The 16,185-nt window shown below is 62.5% G+C and carries 14 protein-coding genes; 5 read left to right on the forward strand and 9 right to left on the reverse strand.

All coding sequences use genetic code 11. The features are described 5' to 3' along the window. The first annotated feature begins 14 nt into the window (after nt 1-14). A complete protein-coding gene (locus VPH41_RS06190; protein ID WP_328569311.1) occupies nt 15-1,715 on the forward strand; it encodes a lactate permease LctP family transporter in 1,701 nt (566 codons plus the stop codon). Between the two features lie 60 nt (nt 1,716-1,775). Here the strand turns inward: VPH41_RS06190 and VPH41_RS06195 are convergent, their stop codons facing one another. Together VPH41_RS06195 and VPH41_RS06200 are read right to left on the reverse strand one after the other, a co-directional pair. Next, nucleotides 1,776-2,303, reverse strand: a complete 528-nt coding sequence (locus VPH41_RS06195) for an NADPH-dependent FMN reductase (RefSeq protein WP_328569312.1) — start codon at nt 2,301-2,303, stop codon at nt 1,776-1,778. A 120-nt stretch (nt 2,304-2,423) separates the two neighbouring features. Then, complete coding sequence (locus VPH41_RS06200; RefSeq protein WP_152258524.1) at nt 2,424-2,657, reverse strand: DUF3563 family protein; 234 nt, start codon at nt 2,655-2,657, stop codon at nt 2,424-2,426. 434 nt (nt 2,658-3,091) lie between these two features. On the opposite strand from VPH41_RS06200, the gene fucP reads away from it, so the two are divergent. Next, nucleotides 3,092-4,396 (forward strand): L-fucose:H+ symporter permease, encoded by a 1,305-nt coding sequence (gene fucP / locus VPH41_RS06205; RefSeq protein ID WP_328569313.1) that lies wholly within the window; start codon nt 3,092-3,094, stop codon nt 4,394-4,396. 55 nt (nt 4,397-4,451) lie between these two features. Here fucP and VPH41_RS06210 read toward each other — a convergent pair whose 3' ends face one another. Continuing rightward, the gene (locus VPH41_RS06210) at nt 4,452-5,345 is read right to left on the reverse strand and encodes a LysR substrate-binding domain-containing protein (RefSeq protein WP_328569314.1); all 894 of its coding nucleotides are present in this window, start codon (nt 5,343-5,345) and stop codon (nt 4,452-4,454) included. A gap of 160 nt (nt 5,346-5,505) precedes the next feature. Here VPH41_RS06210 and VPH41_RS06215 point away from each other — a divergent pair, with 160 nt between their 5' ends. Next, complete coding sequence (locus tag VPH41_RS06215; RefSeq protein WP_328569315.1) at nt 5,506-7,002, forward strand: acetyl-CoA hydrolase/transferase family protein; 1,497 nt, start codon at nt 5,506-5,508, stop codon at nt 7,000-7,002. Between the two features lie 69 nt (nt 7,003-7,071). On the opposite strand, the gene VPH41_RS06220 is transcribed toward VPH41_RS06215, so the two are convergent. After that, nucleotides 7,072-7,443 carry a hypothetical protein gene (locus VPH41_RS06220; RefSeq protein WP_328569316.1) on the reverse strand — a complete coding sequence of 124 codons (372 nt, stop codon included), beginning with the start codon at nt 7,441-7,443 and terminating at the stop codon, nt 7,072-7,074. Nucleotides 7,444-7,539: 96 nt separating this feature from the next. Beyond that, complete coding sequence (locus tag VPH41_RS06225; RefSeq protein WP_328569317.1) at nt 7,540-8,202, reverse strand: TetR/AcrR family transcriptional regulator; 663 nt, start codon at nt 8,200-8,202, stop codon at nt 7,540-7,542. Between the two features lie 301 nt (nt 8,203-8,503). Between VPH41_RS06225 and VPH41_RS06230 the strand changes: the two genes are divergently transcribed. Both VPH41_RS06230 and VPH41_RS06235 read left to right on the forward strand, forming a co-directional pair. Further along, complete coding sequence (locus VPH41_RS06230) at nt 8,504-9,625, forward strand: M14 family metallopeptidase (protein WP_152258530.1); 1,122 nt, start codon at nt 8,504-8,506, stop codon at nt 9,623-9,625. A gap of 12 nt (nt 9,626-9,637) precedes the next feature. Then, nucleotides 9,638-10,102: a CYTH domain-containing protein gene (locus VPH41_RS06235; RefSeq protein WP_328569318.1), complete on the forward strand. Its 465-nt coding sequence runs from the start codon at nt 9,638-9,640 to the stop codon at nt 10,100-10,102. A 214-nt stretch (nt 10,103-10,316) separates the two neighbouring features. Here the strand turns inward: VPH41_RS06235 and VPH41_RS06240 are convergent, their stop codons facing one another. The 4 genes from VPH41_RS06240 to VPH41_RS06255 all read right to left on the reverse strand — a co-directional run bounded on the left by VPH41_RS06240 (nt 10,317) and on the right by VPH41_RS06255 (nt 16,168). Next, nucleotides 10,317-11,570 carry a DUF2863 family protein gene (locus tag VPH41_RS06240; RefSeq protein ID WP_152281133.1) on the reverse strand — a complete coding sequence of 418 codons (1,254 nt, stop codon included), beginning with the start codon at nt 11,568-11,570 and terminating at the stop codon, nt 10,317-10,319. A gap of 213 nt (nt 11,571-11,783) precedes the next feature. Further along, nucleotides 11,784-14,504 carry an aconitate hydratase AcnA gene (gene acnA / locus VPH41_RS06245; protein WP_328569319.1) on the reverse strand — a complete coding sequence of 907 codons (2,721 nt, stop codon included), beginning with the start codon at nt 14,502-14,504 and terminating at the stop codon, nt 11,784-11,786. A gap of 88 nt (nt 14,505-14,592) precedes the next feature. After that, complete coding sequence (locus VPH41_RS06250; RefSeq protein ID WP_328569320.1) at nt 14,593-15,156, reverse strand: hypothetical protein; 564 nt, start codon at nt 15,154-15,156, stop codon at nt 14,593-14,595. Nucleotides 15,157-15,169: 13 nt separating this feature from the next. Next, nucleotides 15,170-16,168 carry an HpcH/HpaI aldolase/citrate lyase family protein gene (locus VPH41_RS06255; protein WP_152281130.1) on the reverse strand — a complete coding sequence of 333 codons (999 nt, stop codon included), beginning with the start codon at nt 16,166-16,168 and terminating at the stop codon, nt 15,170-15,172. Nucleotides 16,169-16,185: the final 17 nt, after the last annotated feature.

Below are 16,185 nucleotides of genomic sequence, written 5' to 3' on the forward strand. Positions count from 1 at the left end.
GGAGGAGACCCGACATGCACACCTGGACCCAACTTTACACACCGCTCGGCAGCTTGTGGCTGTCGTCGCTGGCGGCAGCCATACCCATCATTTTCTTCTTCATCGCCCTGGCGGCATTGCGCATCAAGGGCCACGTGGCGGCCGCCGTCACCCTGGCGCTGGCGCTGGCCGTGGCGATTTTTGCGTACGGCATGCCCGTGCCGCAGGCGCTGGCGGCGGCCGGCTATGGTTTTGCCTATGGTTTGTGGCCCATCGCCTGGATCATCGTCACGGCCGTCTTCCTGTACAAGATCGTCGTGAAAACGGGGCAGATCGACATCATCCGCGCTTCCGTGCTGTCGGTCACGGACGACCAGCGCCTGCAGGTGCTGCTGATCGGCTTTGCCTTCGGCGCCTTCCTGGAAGGGGCGGCCGGCTTCGGCGCGCCCGTGGCCATCACCTCGGCCTTGCTGGTGGGCCTGGGCTTCAATCCGCTGTATGCGGCGGGCCTGTGCCTGATCGCCAATACGGCGCCCGTGGCGTTTGGCGCCATGGGCATCCCCATCATCGTGGCGGGACAGGTGACGGGCATCGACCCTTTCCTGATCGGCGCCATGGCGGGCCGCCAGCTGCCGCTGCTGTCGCTGCTGGTGCCGTTCTGGCTGGTCTTCATGATGGATGGCGTGCGCGGCGTGCGCGAAGTGTGGCCGGCCGCGCTGGTGACGGGCTTCAGCTTTGCCGTGACCCAGTACTTCACTTCCAACCATATCGGTCCTGAACTGCCGGACATCACGTCGGCCCTCGTCAGCCTCGTGTCGCTGACCTTGTTCCTGAAAGTGTGGCAGCCGAAGAAGGCGAAAGTGGCCCACGCCGTCGGCGGCGGCACGGCCGCATTGTCCGGCTTTGGCGGCGGCCAGGCGGGCGTGCGCGGCGGCGGCAACCGCGCCGCCTCGCCGTACACGATGGCGCAGACCATGCGCGCCTGGGCGCCGTTCGGCTTGCTGACGGCCATCGTCACCGTGTGGAGCTTGCCCGGCTTCAAGGCCCTGTTTGCAGCCGGCGGCGCCTTGTCCGGCCTCGTCATCAAGATCCACGTGCCCTACCTGGACCAGCTGGTGATCAAGACTGTGCCCATCGTGGCGGCGCCGAAGGCGTACGAGGCCGTGTTCAAATTGGACTTGCTGTCGGCCGTGGGCACGGCGATCCTGCTGACGGCTGTGTTGTCGATGCTGATGCTGCGCATGCAGCCGCGCGACGGCTGGAAGGCGTTCGTGGAAACCCTGGTGGAATTGCGCCGTCCCGTGCTGTCGATCGGCCTGGTGCTGGCGTTTGCCTTCGTTGCCAATTACTCGGGCATGTCGTCCACCCTGGCCCTGCTGCTGGCCGGCAGCGGCGCTGCCTTCCCGTTCTTTTCACCGTTCCTGGGCTGGCTGGGCGTTTTCCTGACGGGCTCCGACACGTCCTCGAACGCCTTGTTCTGCTCCCTGCAAAACACGACGGCGCACCAGATCGGCGTGTCCGACACCCTGCTGGTGGCGGCCAATACGACGGGCGGCGTGACGGCGAAGATGATCTCGCCCCAGTCGATCGCCGTCGCCTGTGCGGCGACTGGCCTGGTGGGCAAGGAATCGGACCTGTTCCGCTTCACCCTGAAGCACAGCCTGTTGTTTGCCGTCATCATCGGCATCATCACCATGCTGCAGGCGTACGTGTTGACGGGCATGATCCCGCACTGAGGTTCGTGCGTAGAAGTACGTAGTAAAACTAGATGAAATGCTAGTGAAACGTGCAAAGGGTCATGAAAATGACCTGATGCACTGCAACATGGCGAGGATGGCCCGGCGCAATGCCGGGTCCGCGGCGATACCGTCCGCATCGAGTCCCGACCCCAGTAAAGGCAGGCTGATGCAGGCCTCGTCGATCAGGCGCGCCGACATGGTGCGCACCGTTTCGCGCAGGGCCGCCTGCGCATGCGTGGCGCGCGGCGAAGCGTTCAGCAGCACCAGCGGCTTGTCGATGAATGACTCATTTCCCACCATCCAGTCCAGCGCGTTCTTCATGGGGCCGCTCACGCCATGCGCGTATTCGGGACTGGCCAGCATCAGCACGTCGGCTGCCAGGATGGCGTCGCGCAGGCCCGTCACGGCCGGCAGGCTGTCGGCGTCGAGGTCGGGATTGAATAGCGGTAAGTCACCGAGTCCCTGATAGATGCGGATATCGAATGGCGCCGGGGCAAGTCCGGCAATGGCATGCAGCAGGGCCGTGTTCAGCGAGGCGGCGCGCAGGCTGCCGGCGATGGCGAGGATGGTAATGGGTGTTTTCATTCCGCCTGTATAGCCCATCCTGTGCTCAAGCGCAAGGCGAGCAGGATGGCGCTATCGATGCTGCAACAGCCTATGATGGGCTGCAATGCGTGGCTGGGTACTGCGGTGCTTGTGGTGCTATTAACGGCTCAGGCCGCTCATCCAGCTTGGCTGCGGGTTGGCGCGGGCCAGTTCGCGCATGCGGTATTCCAGGTCGTAGCGGTCGGTCGATTCGGCCAGGTACGCTTCTTCATAGGCGCGTTCGCGGCGGTCGCTGCTTTGGTTCAGCCAGGCACCGACGCGCTTGGCGGCGTGGACCAGGGTGGCGACGATGTTGTTGTTTTGCGTGGTGTGATAGCTAAATGCGGTAGACATGGAAGACTCCTTGTGTGGTGTGCCGCGTTGTGCTGCACTGCAATATAAGTATAGCGATTCCAAGTTATAAGGCTACTTTTGATTTCAAATGTCAGCTATTCAATTTTGAAATAACAGGCGGGAAAGCTGCGCAATACGGGGCTTTAAGGCATAATGCCGGCGCAGTATCGTAGTTTTACTACAAGACTGTTTTATCCTGGATGTTGTTTTCAGACGCAGCCCGCAGACGTGCCGCGCCCGCAAGACATCGTTCTGACGAGAAACGGTCGGCCGTGTGCCTGCCGCGCGCAAAATGTGCCATGCCTGCCCCGTATCGTTGATGGCAGTCATGGTCCACGCTGATATCTGCGTGCGTCTTGCGCGCCTGGTGCTGCCCGGGTGGAATCGCTTCCGTGCCTGGCAAGATCAACTTGGAATTGAAAAATGGAGAAGGTATGGAATACGTAAAGCAAGGCCAGGGCGTACCGTCCGCACGGGCCGGCACGCAAAACAATACAGGCGCCCTGATCATTGTCACGGTACTGTTTTTCATGTGGGGGTTGCTGACCTCGCTCAATGATGTGCTGATTCCCCATCTGCGCTCGATCTACACCCTGACCTATGTCCAGGCGATGCTGGTGCAGTTCTGCTTCTTTGGCGCCTACGCCATCGTCTCGCTGCCGGCCGGCATGCTGATCAAGAAAATCGGCTACCAGCGCGGCGTCGTCGCGGGCCTGCTGATCGCGGCCGCCGGCTGCGCCATGTTCTATCCCGCGTCCACGGGCAGCTATGCGCTGTTCCTCTTGTCCTTCTTCATCCTGGCGGCCGGCATCACCGTGCTGCAGGTGGCGGCCAATCCGTATGTGACGGAACTGGGCGACCCGCAGACGGCGTCGAGCCGATTGACCCTGACGCAAGCGTTCAATGCGCTGGGCACCACCGTGGCGCCTGCGCTGGGCGGCATGCTGATCCTGTCGGGCACCGTGCTGACGGTACAGCAGTTCGACCTGCTGCCGGCGGCCGAGCAACTGGCCTACCGCGCCAAGGAAGCCGCTTCCGTGCAAGGCCCCTACCTGGTGCTGGCCGCGACCCTGGTGATCCTGGCCGTGCTGTTTGCGCTGGCAAAATTGCCGAAGATTTCGCATGCGGACGATGCGGCTGCGCTGGCGCAGGACGGCAACAAGGTCTCGATCTGGTCGCACCGCCACCTGGTGCTGGGCGCGCTGGCCATCTTCCTGTATGTGGGCGGTGAAGTGAGCATCGGCAGCTTCCTGATCAACTTCCTGGGCGAGAGCCATATCGCGGGCCTCAGCCACGCCGACGCCGCCTATTTCGTCAGCTACTACTGGGGTGGCGCCATGCTGGGCCGCTTCGTCGGCTTTGCCGTGATGCGTTACGTCAGCCCGGGCAGGACCCTGGCCTTCAACGCTGCCGTCGTCATCGCGCTGATCCTCGTTGCCGTCTTCTCCAGCGGTCACACGGCCATGTGGGCATTGATCGCCGTGGGCCTGTTCAACTCCGTCATGTTCCCGACCATCTTCAGCATGGCCCTGAACAAGCTGGGCGCGCAAACGGGGCAAGGTTCCGGCATCCTGTGCATGGCCATCGTCGGCGGCGCCATCGTGCCGTTCATCCAGGGCTTCCTGGCCGACCACATCAACCTGCAACTGTCCTTCCTCGTGCCGGCCCTGTGCTACACCTTCATTCTGTACTTCGGCTGGAAGTACGCCAGCATGTACAAGGACGATGCCGCCAAATAAGCGCGGTGCCGTGCGGTAAATAAAAAGGGTGGCTGCGGCCACCCTTTTTTTTGGGTCAGTGGGCGAACTGCGTGCCCAGCACGTCCTGGCAGACTTCGAGCCAGGCGCGCGCCGCGTGCGACAGATAGCGCCCGCTCCAGATGTGCGCCACCTGCCACGCCACTTCCGGCTCGACGATGCGCACCGCATCCAGCGGTTCGCCGGCCAGGCGCCGGATGAAAGGCTCTGGCAGCAGGGCCACGCCCAAGCCCGCCGACGCCATCGCCACCAGCCAGTCCCACTGGCCGCTCTGCGCCGCGATCATCGGCGTGAAGCCCGCTTGCGCGAAATGCTGGCGCAGGCTGCGCGTGAGCGCGAAATCATCTTTCAGCAGCACCAGCGGCAAGTCGGCCAGCGCCTTGAACGGGAGTGTCGTGCGTTCTTTTTGGAACGTGCCCGGTTCGGCCAGGGCCCAGATCGGGTAGCTGGCCACTTCCACGGCCACGAGGTCGAGCTCCGGATCGGCCGGCAGCACCGTCATGCCGATTTCCAGTTCGCCGGCCGCCACCTTGCGCTCGATCTGCTGGCCCGTGTCTTCCTGCAGGGTCAGGCTGATGTTCGGGTGGCGCGCGCGGAACGCTTTCAATACGGGCGTAAACAGCACATTGATCATGGGCGGGATGCCGACCGTCAGGCTGCCGCGCTGCAAGGCCTGGGTGTCGCGCACTTCCAGGGTCAGCTGACGCATATTGGCCAGCATTTCCTGGCCATGCTGGTAGACGATGCGGCCCGTGTCCGTCAGGGTCAGCTTGCGCCCGTCGCGCACGAGCAGCTGCGCGCCCACCTCGTCTTCCAACTGGCGCACCATCTTGCTGATGGTGGACTGGGTCAGGTGCAGCGATTCGGCCGCCTGCGTAAAGCTCGACAGGCGCACGGTTTCCACGAAATAGCGCAGGGAACGGATATCCAAGAGGGTGCTCGGGAGTGGCAGGGCATGAAAATATCGACTGGATGTGGCGAAATTAATTCATGCCATGCATGTAGGCAGGATTTTATACTGAATCCCCTTATGGAGCTGGTGTATGACTGCCATCCAGTTTGAGAATATTAAGAAGATCAGGAGCATCACGATGTACGAGGACCGTATCCGCCACCCAGGCTTGCTCAGCAAAATCATGAGCGCCGATGAGGCAGCCAAATTATTCCACAACGGTATGCGTGTCGGCATGAGCGGCTTCACCCGTGCCGGCGACGCCAAGGCCCTGCCGCGCGCGCTGGCCGAGCGCGCCCTGCAAGATCCGTTGAGCCTGACCCTGATCACGGGCGCTTCGCTGGGCAATGGCAGCGACGGCCTGATGGCCGAGGCGGGCGTGCTGGCGCGCCGCATGCCGTTCCAGGTCGACCCCGTCTTGCGCGGCAAGATCAACGACGGCGAAGTCATGTTCATCGACCAGCATCTGTCGGAAACGGCCGAGCAGCTGCGCTCGGGCAACCTGGCCGCCGTCGATATCGCCGTCATCGAAGCGACGGCCGTCACGGCCGCGGGCGCCATCATCCCGACCATGTCGGTGGGTAATTCTGCCGCGTTCGCCCAGCAAGCCACGCAAGTGATCATCGAAATCAACCTGTCCACGCCGCTGGCGCTGGAAGGCTTGCACGATATTTATATCCCGCAAACCCTGCCGGGACGCGAGCCGATCCCCCTCACGCGCGTCGACCAGCGCCTGGGCAGCACGGCCATCGCCATCGACCCGGCCCGCATCGCCGCCATCGTCATCACGGATAGCCCCGACAGCCCGTCGAACGCCTTGCCGCCCGACGCGGAAACGCAGGCGATTGCCGGCCACGTGATCGCCTTTTTGCAGGGCGAAGTGGCGGCCGGGCGCATGGGGCCGGAATTGCTGCCGCTGCAGGCAGGCATCGGCACCATCGCCAACGCCGTGCTGCATGGCCTGATCGGCTCGCCTTTCAGCAACATGACCATGTATTCGGAAGTGCTGCAGGACAGTGCCATCGAGCTGCTCGATTCGGGCCAGCTGGCGTTCGCGTCGGCTTCGTCGATCACCCTGTCGGCCGCCGTGCACCAGAAGCTGATAGACAATATCGACCATTACCGTTCGAAGATCGTGCTGCGCCCGCAAGAGATCAGCAACCATCCCGAGATCGTGCGCCGCCTGGGCATTATCGCGCTGAACACGGCGCTCGAGTTCGACATCTACGGCAACGTCAATTCCACGCACGTGTGCGGTACGCACATGATGAACGGCATCGGCGGCTCGGGCGACTTTGCGCGCAATGGGCAAGTGTCGATGTTCGTGTCGAAATCGGCGGCCAAGGGCGGGCGCATTTCCAGCGTCGTGCCGATGGTCTCGCATGTGGACCATACGGAGCATGACGTCGACGTGCTGGTGACGGAGTGGGGCTATGCGGACTTGCGCGGCCTGGCGCCGCGCGAACGGGCGCCGCTGATCATCGAGCGTTGCACGCATCCCGACTACCGGGCACAGCTGCGTGCCTATTACGATGCGGCATGCCAGCGCGGCGGCCACACGCCGCATATCCTGCAAGAGGCGCTGTCGTGGCACACGCGCTACCAGGAAACGCAGAGCATGCTGGCAGCACAGTAAGCGCGCGTCAGCGCAAAGAGAGGCAGGACGGGCAGGGCGGTGCAGCACCGCGCCTGCCTTTTTTATTGCTTAGTACATATGCAGCGCCTTGGCGCCCAGGCCCAGCAGGGCAAACGTGGTGGTGGCCTGGATGCCCATGAACCACAGGAAGTGGGTGTGCATGTGCTTGCGGATGTCGCCCAGTTCCGTGCGCAGGGCGTGGCAGTCGCCGCGCAGGTCGCCGCGAAACTGCGTCAGGTCGGCGCGCAGCAGCTGCGATTCGTCGCGCAGCTCCGTGCGTACATTGTCGAGACCGTCGCGCAGGCGCTGTTCCAGGGTCTTGAACCATTGCCGGTCGTGTTCCCGGTCCGTTTCCAGTTTTGTCAGCCGCGCTTCCATACGGACAGCATTGTGCGCGCTTTGCTGTTTGTCAAGCCGGTCCGTGGCATAGGCTTCGTTCATCTCACGCTCCTTCGCGCCAGCCGCGCTGCACCAGCGCAGGCGGCTTCACTCCACTGTCCGCCTTTTCTGTCGGGACGGTTTGCGCCGGATCAAACGTCAGGAAGCCGGTGCAAAGCGCAGGCGGATGCCTGCCGTGACGACGGCCAGCAGGTCGTCGATATGTGCGTTCATTTCCGGGTGCGGCGTCCACGGGTCGTCCGCATCCATGACGATGCGCAGCGACACGAGGCCGTGCAGCGATTGCCAGAAGATCTGCGTCATCGTGTGCAGCGTCGGCTCGTCCTGGCGCACCTGGCCTGCCTGCGCCAGTTCCTTGAACAGGTGCAAGGCATACGCGTACGGGTCTTGCTCGATATTGCCGTGTTCCACCAGGGCCGCGTCGATTTCCGCATGGGGGCGCAGTTCCATGAAGATTAGCGAATATTCGTCGGGATGCTGGAAGCCGTACTCGATGTAGGCGCGGCCGACCAGGGCGATGCGCTGCCACGGATCGTCGCTGGTGGCGCAGGCAGCGCGCATGGCGCGCACCAGTTCCAGCAAGTCCTTGTCCATGGCCTGGGCGATCAGGGTGGCCTTGTCGCGGAACAGGGCGTACACGACGGTGGTGGAAAATCCGGCCGCTTCGGCCACCTTGCGGATGGAGACGGCGCGCGCGCCACCCTTCTTGATGAGGTCTTTGACGACGTCGATGATGTGCTCGCGCCGCGCCTGAGCTTCGCGTAACTTTCTTTCCTGTATGTTAGTTAACTTCTTGTCCACGACTCTTTCCTGGCGACTCTATGAAAGCAAGAATTATAGGGCGGCGATGGGCCGCCAATGTGTCTGGCATTGTTACAATTCAGTTTTTTGTCCGGTCGATGCGACAGCTGGCCGATTTTTCGTGTTTTTGCCCGGCGCTTTTCCATCGATGCCCCGGATTGGTGCATAAATTGCCCGGCCAGGCTTTGCGAACGGGGCCAAAGGGCGGAAAATAGCGGGATAGCTTACACTGCGTTTTTTAGCGCAACGGCGGCAGCCCACGAGGCAACGCCGGAACACTTACATTGGACGGGATCATTACATGACCATTAAAATCAGCCAGAACTTCGACTCGGGTGCCATCGACGTGGTGAGCGCCACCAGTGCCGGCGCCATCGACCTGAACTTGCGCAAGGATAGCCACGCCGACATCCACCAGTGGTTCCACTTCCGCCTGCAGGGCGCGCGCGGCCAGGCGTGCACGATGCGTTTCCTGAACGCGGGCCAGGCCACCTATCCGGCCGGCTATGAAGACTACCAGGCCGTGGCCAGCTACGACAGCGAAAACTGGTTCCGCGTGCCGACCTCGTTCGACGGCCAGGTCATGACGATTTCGCATACGCCGGAACTCGACAGCGTGTACTACGCCTATTTCGAGCCGTATTCGTGGGAACGCCACTTGCGCCTGCTCGGTGAAGTGGCCGAGCATCCGCTGGCGCGCGTGTCCGACCTGGGCAGCACGGTCGACGGCCGCGACATGAACATGGTCACCATCGGCAACCCGCAGGCGGAAAAGAAGATCTGGGTCATCGCGCGCCAGCATCCGGGCGAATCGATGGCCGAATGGTTCGTCGAAGGCCTGATCGATTCGCTGCTCGACGACGCCAACCCGATTGCGCGCAAGCTCTTGCAGCGCGCCGTGTTCCACATCGTGCCGAACATGAATCCGGACGGCTCCATCCGCGGCAACCTGCGCACGAATGCGGCCGGCGCCAACCTGAACCGCGAATGGATGACGCCTACACTGGAAAACAGCCCGGAAGTGCTGTGCGTGAAAAACAAGATCCACGAAACGGGCGTCGACATGTTCTTCGACATCCACGGCGATGAAGCGCTGCCGTACAACTTTGTGGCCGGTAATGAAATGCTGGAAAACTTCACGCCAGAGCAAGCGGCGCACCAGAAGGCCTTCATCGAGCGCTACAAGCAGGCCAGCCCCGACTTCCAGGACAAGTTCGGCTACGCGGCCAGCAAGTACAAGTCCGACATGCTGACCCTGGCGTCGAAATACATCGGCCACCACTTCGGCTGCCTGGCGCTGACCCTGGAAATGCCGTTCAAGGAAAACGCGGACTTGCCGGATCCGGCCGTCGGCTGGAACGGCGCGCGCAGCGCGGCCCTGGGCGCGGCCATGCTGCAGCCTATCCTGCTGTCGCTGGACTGATCGGCGTTGTTCATGGGTATCGAGATCGAGCGTAAATTCCTGCTGGCCGGCGACGCCTGGCGCGGCCTGGGGCAGGCGGTGCTGCTGCGCCAGGGCTATCTGTCGTCGGCGCGCGAGCGCGTGGTGCGCGTGCGCATCGAAGGCGAGCAGGCGATGCTGACCATCAAGGGCGCGAACGTGGGCGCGACGCGGGGCGAGTGGGAGTATCCGATCCCGCTGGCCGATGCGGCCGAACTGCTCGACGGCCTGTGCGAACAGCCGCTGATCGAAAAATACCGCCACCGCATCGAATATGCGGGCATGGTGTGGGAAGTCGACGAGTTCCTGGGCGCCAATGCCGGCCTGGTGGTGGCCGAGATCGAACTGGCCTCGGAAGACCAGCCGTTCGAGAAGCCCGACTGGATCGGCGCGGAAGTGTCGGGCGATGCGCGCTACTACAACGCGAATCTGATCCGCCACCCGTTTTCACAGTGGTGACGAGGCGTCAAAAAGCTTGTTGAAATGAAAAAGGCGGAACTGGGGTTCCGCCTTTTTTGTCTTTGAACGTCTTGTCGTCAACGTATCGACACCTCTTCAAACCGTAGCGAGCAAGCCCGATATCGGGTTGAGTAACGCAGCGGTACTAGAGTACCGCGAGTAACGCCGACCCGAGAGCGGGCTGCGCAGTAGGTTTGAAGAGCGTGTCATCAGATCAATGGAAATGCTCGGTACCCTGTGGCGTATCCTCGGGCATTTCCGCATGCGCCAGCTCGCCCACGGGGTCGGCAAACAGGGGCGCGCCGCAATCGTCGCAGTATTCACCGACAAAACGTTCCGCGTGGCGCTTGATCTGCGTCACGCCGGCGGCGTTCAGGTGCTCGATGATTTCATCGACGGGCGTCTTTTGTTTGTCCAGCGCGGCGATGCCCACCTGGATCAAGCCTTCGATCGGCGTGCCATCCTCGTCTTCCTGGCCGTACAAAGGCCAGACGATGCCGTAGATGACGTCCGGCGCCTGGCGCAGGGTGAAGGCGATGCGGTACTCGTCCACCTGGCCGTCGGCCGCTTCCTCGCCGAAGCCGGCGATGACGGCGCGCAGTTCCGACGGCTCGATGGCCAGTGTGTGCGTCAGGTAATGCACGGCGGCGCGCACGGAGACGGGGCGTATCAGCTTGTCCGCCTCGCGGCAGGCCACGTAGTACGCTTCCGGCAGCAGCAATTCCAGGCCGCAGCCGGGCAGCAGGCGGGCAATCGTCGGCGTCGCCTGCGTGCGCCATTGTTCCAGGGCAGCGCTGCGCTCGGCGATGAAGTCGAGCTGGCTGGCCGGCGTTTGCCAGCGGAACAGCGGTGCGCCGGCGGGCGCCACCACGGCCACCAGCAGGTAGCGCGTGTCGGCCAGGAAAGGCGCCGTTTCCGCTTCCTTGCTTGACGGCTTGACGGCCGTGCCCTTCAGCGCGGCCTGTGCCAGCTTCTGTGTCTTGGCATAGGTTTCGACATGGCTGCGCGGCAACTGGTCGATCGAGTACAGGGTCGGCGCCATGGCCATCTTCGTGCCATCGGCCAGCAAATGGGCGGCAAAGTGCGCGGACAGTACGCCGTGCGCGTCGCCGGCCATGGGGCCGGAGGCGATGGAAAAGCGCGTCCACGCGAGGATGGGCACGGCCACCAGCAGGGCGTCGTAGCGCACGTCGTCGTGCACCATGACGGTCGATTCGCTGACGGCTTCAACGCAGTCCATCAGCACGTCGTAGGCGTTCAAGTCTTCCTTGAACAGGCTGCCCAGGGTGTTGTCGATGGTGTCCTGGTGGCCGGTTTTGAGTAATTTCTGGAGCTGCGTATCCAGGCTGTGTTCCCAAGACCGCTCTTCGAGACGGCTGGCTGCCTGTACGATCGCCTGGGCAAAGGTGACCAGGCGCTGGCTGTCGGCAGTCAGTTTATGGGATGAATCTTTGGAAGGACGACGCATAGCGGGATAAGAGTCTCGGAAAGTGAAAAAAATGGATCAGTCAAACAATGATAAACCCTTATAACCGTATTGTAGAGGATTCGGCCGCACGCAATACGTAAGCTGTCCCTAGATCATGCCGATAGTCGAAATTTCAAGGAGAAACAGGGTGCAGGGACGAAAAAAAGCGCCGGTCGGAACCGGCGCTTTTATCTTGCCTCACAGCTGGGCTGATTACTCGGCCAGCAGTTGACGCAACACGAATGGCAGGATGCCGCCATGCTTGTAGTAATCGACTTCGATCGGCGTATCGATGCGCAGCAGCACTTTCACGTCGACGCTGGTGCCGTCGGCGCGGTGGATGACCAGGGTGGCCAGTTGCTGTGGCTTGATTTCGCCTTCGAGGCCTTTCAGGTCGAAGGTTTCATTGCCGGTGATGCCCAGGGTTTGCACGCTGTCGTCGCCGATGAATTGCAGCGGCAGCACGCCCATGCCCACCAGGTTCGAGCGGTGGATGCGCTCGAACGAACGGGTGATCACGGCTTTCACGCCCAGCAGCTGGGTGCCCTTGGCTGCCCAGTCGCGCGACGAGCCCGTACCGTACTCTTCGCCGCCGAAGACCATGGTTGGCGTGCCTTCAGCAACATATTTCATCGCTGCGTCGTAGATCGACATTTCTTCGCCGGAAGGCTGGTGAATCGTGATGCCGCCTTCGACTGCCGAACCGTCTGCCTTGGCAGGGATCATGCGGTTTTTGATACGCACGTTGGCGAACGTGCCGCGCATCATGATTTCATGGTTGCCGCGACGCGAGCCGTAGGAGTTGAAGTCCGCTTTCAGGACGCCGTTTTCCTTCAGCCATTTGCCTGCAGGACCGTTTTCCTGGATCGAACCGGCTGGCGAGATGTGGTCGGTGGTGATGGAATCGCCGAACACGCCCAGTGCGCGCGCGCCTTCGATGCCGGTGGCCACGGCCGCTGGCGTCATCGAGAAATTGTCGAAGAACGGAGGTTCCGCGATGTAGGTCGATTTCGGCCAGTTATAGACTTGACCGGACACGGTGGTGACTTTCTCCCACAGCTTGCCTGGCGCGCCCTTGACGTCCGCGTAGTTGTCCTTGAACACTTTGGCGTTCATGGCGAACTTCATCATGGCCGAGACTTCAGCCGAGGTCGGCCAGATGTCGCCCAGGTAGATGTCCTTGCCGCCCTTGCCCTTGCCGACTGGTTCCGTCATCAGGTCGCGCGTCATGTTGCCGGCGATGGCGTAAGCGACGACCAGCGGTGGCGAGGCCAGGAAGTTCGAGCGGATGTTCGGGTGAATACGCGCTTCGAAGTTGCGGTTGCCCGACAGCACGGCCGATGCGACGATGTCGTTGGCGGCGATGGCGGCGTTCATTTCAGGCGTCAGGTCGCCCGCATTGCCGATACAGGTGGTGCAGCCGTAGGCGGTCACGCCGAAGCCCAGTTTTTCCAGGTACGGCAGCAGGCCGGCAGCCGTCAGGTACTCGGTGACGACGCGCGAGCCAGGGGCCAGCGAGGTCTTGATGTGCGGAGCGACTTTCAGGCCCGCTTCCACGGCTTTCTTGGCCAGCAGGCCGGCAGCCAGCATCACGCTCGGGTTCGAGGTGTTGGTGCACGAGGTGATCGCAGCGATCAGCACGTCGCCGTTCGACACTTTCACGCCGTTCGTCGTTTCGTACACGGCAGCCAGGTCGGCCGGGTTCTTGTTGAAGCCGTTTTCCGTCGTCGGCTTGGCGAACAGCTCGGCGAAGTTGGCTTTCACGTTGCCGATTTCGATACGGTCTTGCGGGCGTTTCGGGCCGGCCAGCGATGGAGCGACCGACGCCAGGTTCAGTTCCACCACGCGGGTGTAGTCGATGTCGCCGGCTTTTGGCACGCCGAACAGGTTCTGCGCCTTGAAGTAGCCTTCGAACGCGGCGATTTCAGCCTTGCTGCGGCCCGTGCCCTTGAAGTAGTCGATGGTGGCTTCGTCGACTGGGAAGAAGCCCATGGTCGCGCCGTATTCCGGAGCCATGTTGGCGATCGTCGCGCGGTCGGTCAGGGTCAGCGATTCCGTGCCTTCGCCGAAGAATTCGACGAACTTGCCGACGACTTTCTCTTTGCGCAGCAATTCGGTGATGGTCAGGACCAGGTCGGTGGCGGTGCAGCCTTCGCGCAGCGCGCCCGACAGGTTCACGCCGATGACGTCAGGCGTCAGGAAGTAGACCGGCTGGCCCAGCATGCCCGCTTCCGCCTCGATGCCGCCCACGCCCCAGCCGACCACGCCGATGCCGTTGATCATGGTGGTGTGCGAGTCGGTGCCGACCAGGGTGTCAGGGTAGTACACGTCGCCGGCTTTCTTGCCTGCGTGGTGCACGCCGCGCGCCAGGTATTCCAGGTTGACCTGGTGGACGATGCCGAAGCCCGGTGGCACGACGCCGAAGGTGTCGAATGCCTGCATGCCCCATTTCATGAACTGATAGCGCTCGTTGTTACGCGAGAATTCCAGTTTCATGTTCAGGTCCAGCGCTTTCTTTTCGCGGTAGTGATCGATGGTGACCGAGTGGTCGACCACCAGGTCGACCGGTACCAGCGGTTCGATTTTCTTCGCGTTGATGCCCATCTTGGCGGCCACGTTGCGCATCGCTGCCAGGTCGGCCAGCAGCGGTACGCCGGTGAAGTCTTGCAGCACGACGCGCGCCACTACGAACGGGATCTCGTCGGTGCGCTCGGCGGTCGGGCCCCAGCTCGCCAATTGCTTGACGTGTTCTTCGGTGACTTTTTTGCCGTCGCAGTTGCGCAATACCGATTCGAGCACGATGCGAAGCGACACTGGCAGGCGGGAGACATTGATGCCCAGGCTTTTTTCCAGCGCAGGCAGGGAGTACAGCTTGCCCTTCTTGCTATCCGAAATATTAAAGTCCTTGAGCGTGTTCAGAGTGTTGCGGGACATGACCTCTCCTTGTTGGGTATCGTCTATTTATTGATTATTCAAATTACAAAACATGACTGAGCCCCCGAAGAGGCCCTTGCTGCTCACATCAGCCGCCGGTCGCCGGCAGCACGCCCAGCGATGGCGGGGCTTCCACCACTGCCGCCGGCTTGGCTTGCTCCGCATCCTTGCATTCGTTGGCCAGCTGGCGGCCTTGCTTGGAGTCGAGCAGCATGCCTTTGGCCGGGATGCCGATCCAGACCAGACCGTACAAGCGGTTCTCGAAGCGGTTGGCGCCGGTGGTGGTGCCCACGCGGCTCAGGCGGTGCAGGCGCTTCTTCCAGCGCAGGGCGATGTGTTTGTCGTCAGTCGCATTGGTGTAGATGGTAATCTTGTTACCAAGTTCACAATTGAAGTCGGTGGAGGCGGAGCCTGCCGTATCCGGTTCATCGGACTCTTCCTTGTCGACCACCGACATGGCCAGCGGATGCGCTTCCTTGGCGGCCGCCTTGGCCTTGGTGGTCTTGGCTTTCGGCTTGGCCTTGGCCGTCTTGACCGCCTTGGCGTTTGCCGCGTCCTTGGTGTCCGTGGCGGCGAAGCTGGCTGGCGCCAGCGTGAGGGTCATGGCGCCCAGCGCGACGCTGCAGGCAATTGCTAATTTGGAGATGGACATCGTGTAATTCCTGTCAGTTTTCAGTGGTGCTGGTAGGCAGCGCGTTCAATAATGCAGCGGCCGCCTCGGGCAGGCCCAGGCCTGCCAGTTTGGCGCGTTGCAAAACGGTCCAATAATATCGGTAGCTGGCGCGGTCGTGCAAGCGGCCATTTTGCGCAATCGGTCCCCAGTTGGCGCGCAGCGCTTCATTAAGGATGTTGCTGGCCTCGTTGACTTCGGACAGGCGCGGCGTGAAGGCCTTGATGATGGGCTTGATCTGGTCCGGGTGGATGCTCCACATGCGCGTGTAGCCGAACTCGGCTGTAGCGCGCTGGGCATCGTTTGCCACCACGGCCGAATCGCGCACGTCCGTCGTCACGTTATGCGACGGCACCTTGCCGTGCGCGTGGCAGGCGGCGGCCACTTCCAGCTTGGCGCGCACCACCAGCGGGTGCGTGAACTGGCCCGGCGTGCGCATGGCGGCGGCGGGAATGGCGCCGTAATGGGCCGACACGAAATCCATGATGCCGAAGGACAGGCATTCGACCTGGGGCAGGGCGGCGATGGCGTAGGCGTCGCGCAGCGCGCCATGCGTCTCGATCAGGATGTGCACGGGCAGGTTGTCGCGGCCGGCGCGGCGCGCGTGCAGGTTGATCAGGTCGATGGCCAGCATGGCATCCTGCACGCCACCCACCTTCGGCACGGCGATATAGGCCAGGCGGCTGGCGGCGCCGCAGATGATTTCCACGTCGCGCGCGAAAAACGGGCTGTCGACGTCGTGCACGCGCACGCCGATGCGGTTGAACTGGTTCTCGTCGCTGGCCAGCAGGCCGGCGATCATGTGGGCATGGGTTTCTTCATTGCCGGCGCTGGCGCCGTCTTCGCAGTCGAACGTGATGTCGAACAGGGGGCCAAGCTCTTGTTGCAAAGCAATCGATTTACGCATCAGCTTTTCGGAGCCGGCGTAGTGGTCGCAAGCGGCGAGCAACAGCGGCTGGCGTTTGCCTTGGAATAAAACCTCGGAAGGGTGCATGCTTAAGGCATTTCTGC

This window comes from Janthinobacterium sp. P210006, assembly GCF_036231885.1.
GTDB classification, from domain to species: domain Bacteria; phylum Pseudomonadota; class Gammaproteobacteria; order Burkholderiales; family Burkholderiaceae_D; genus Janthinobacterium; species Janthinobacterium violaceinigrum.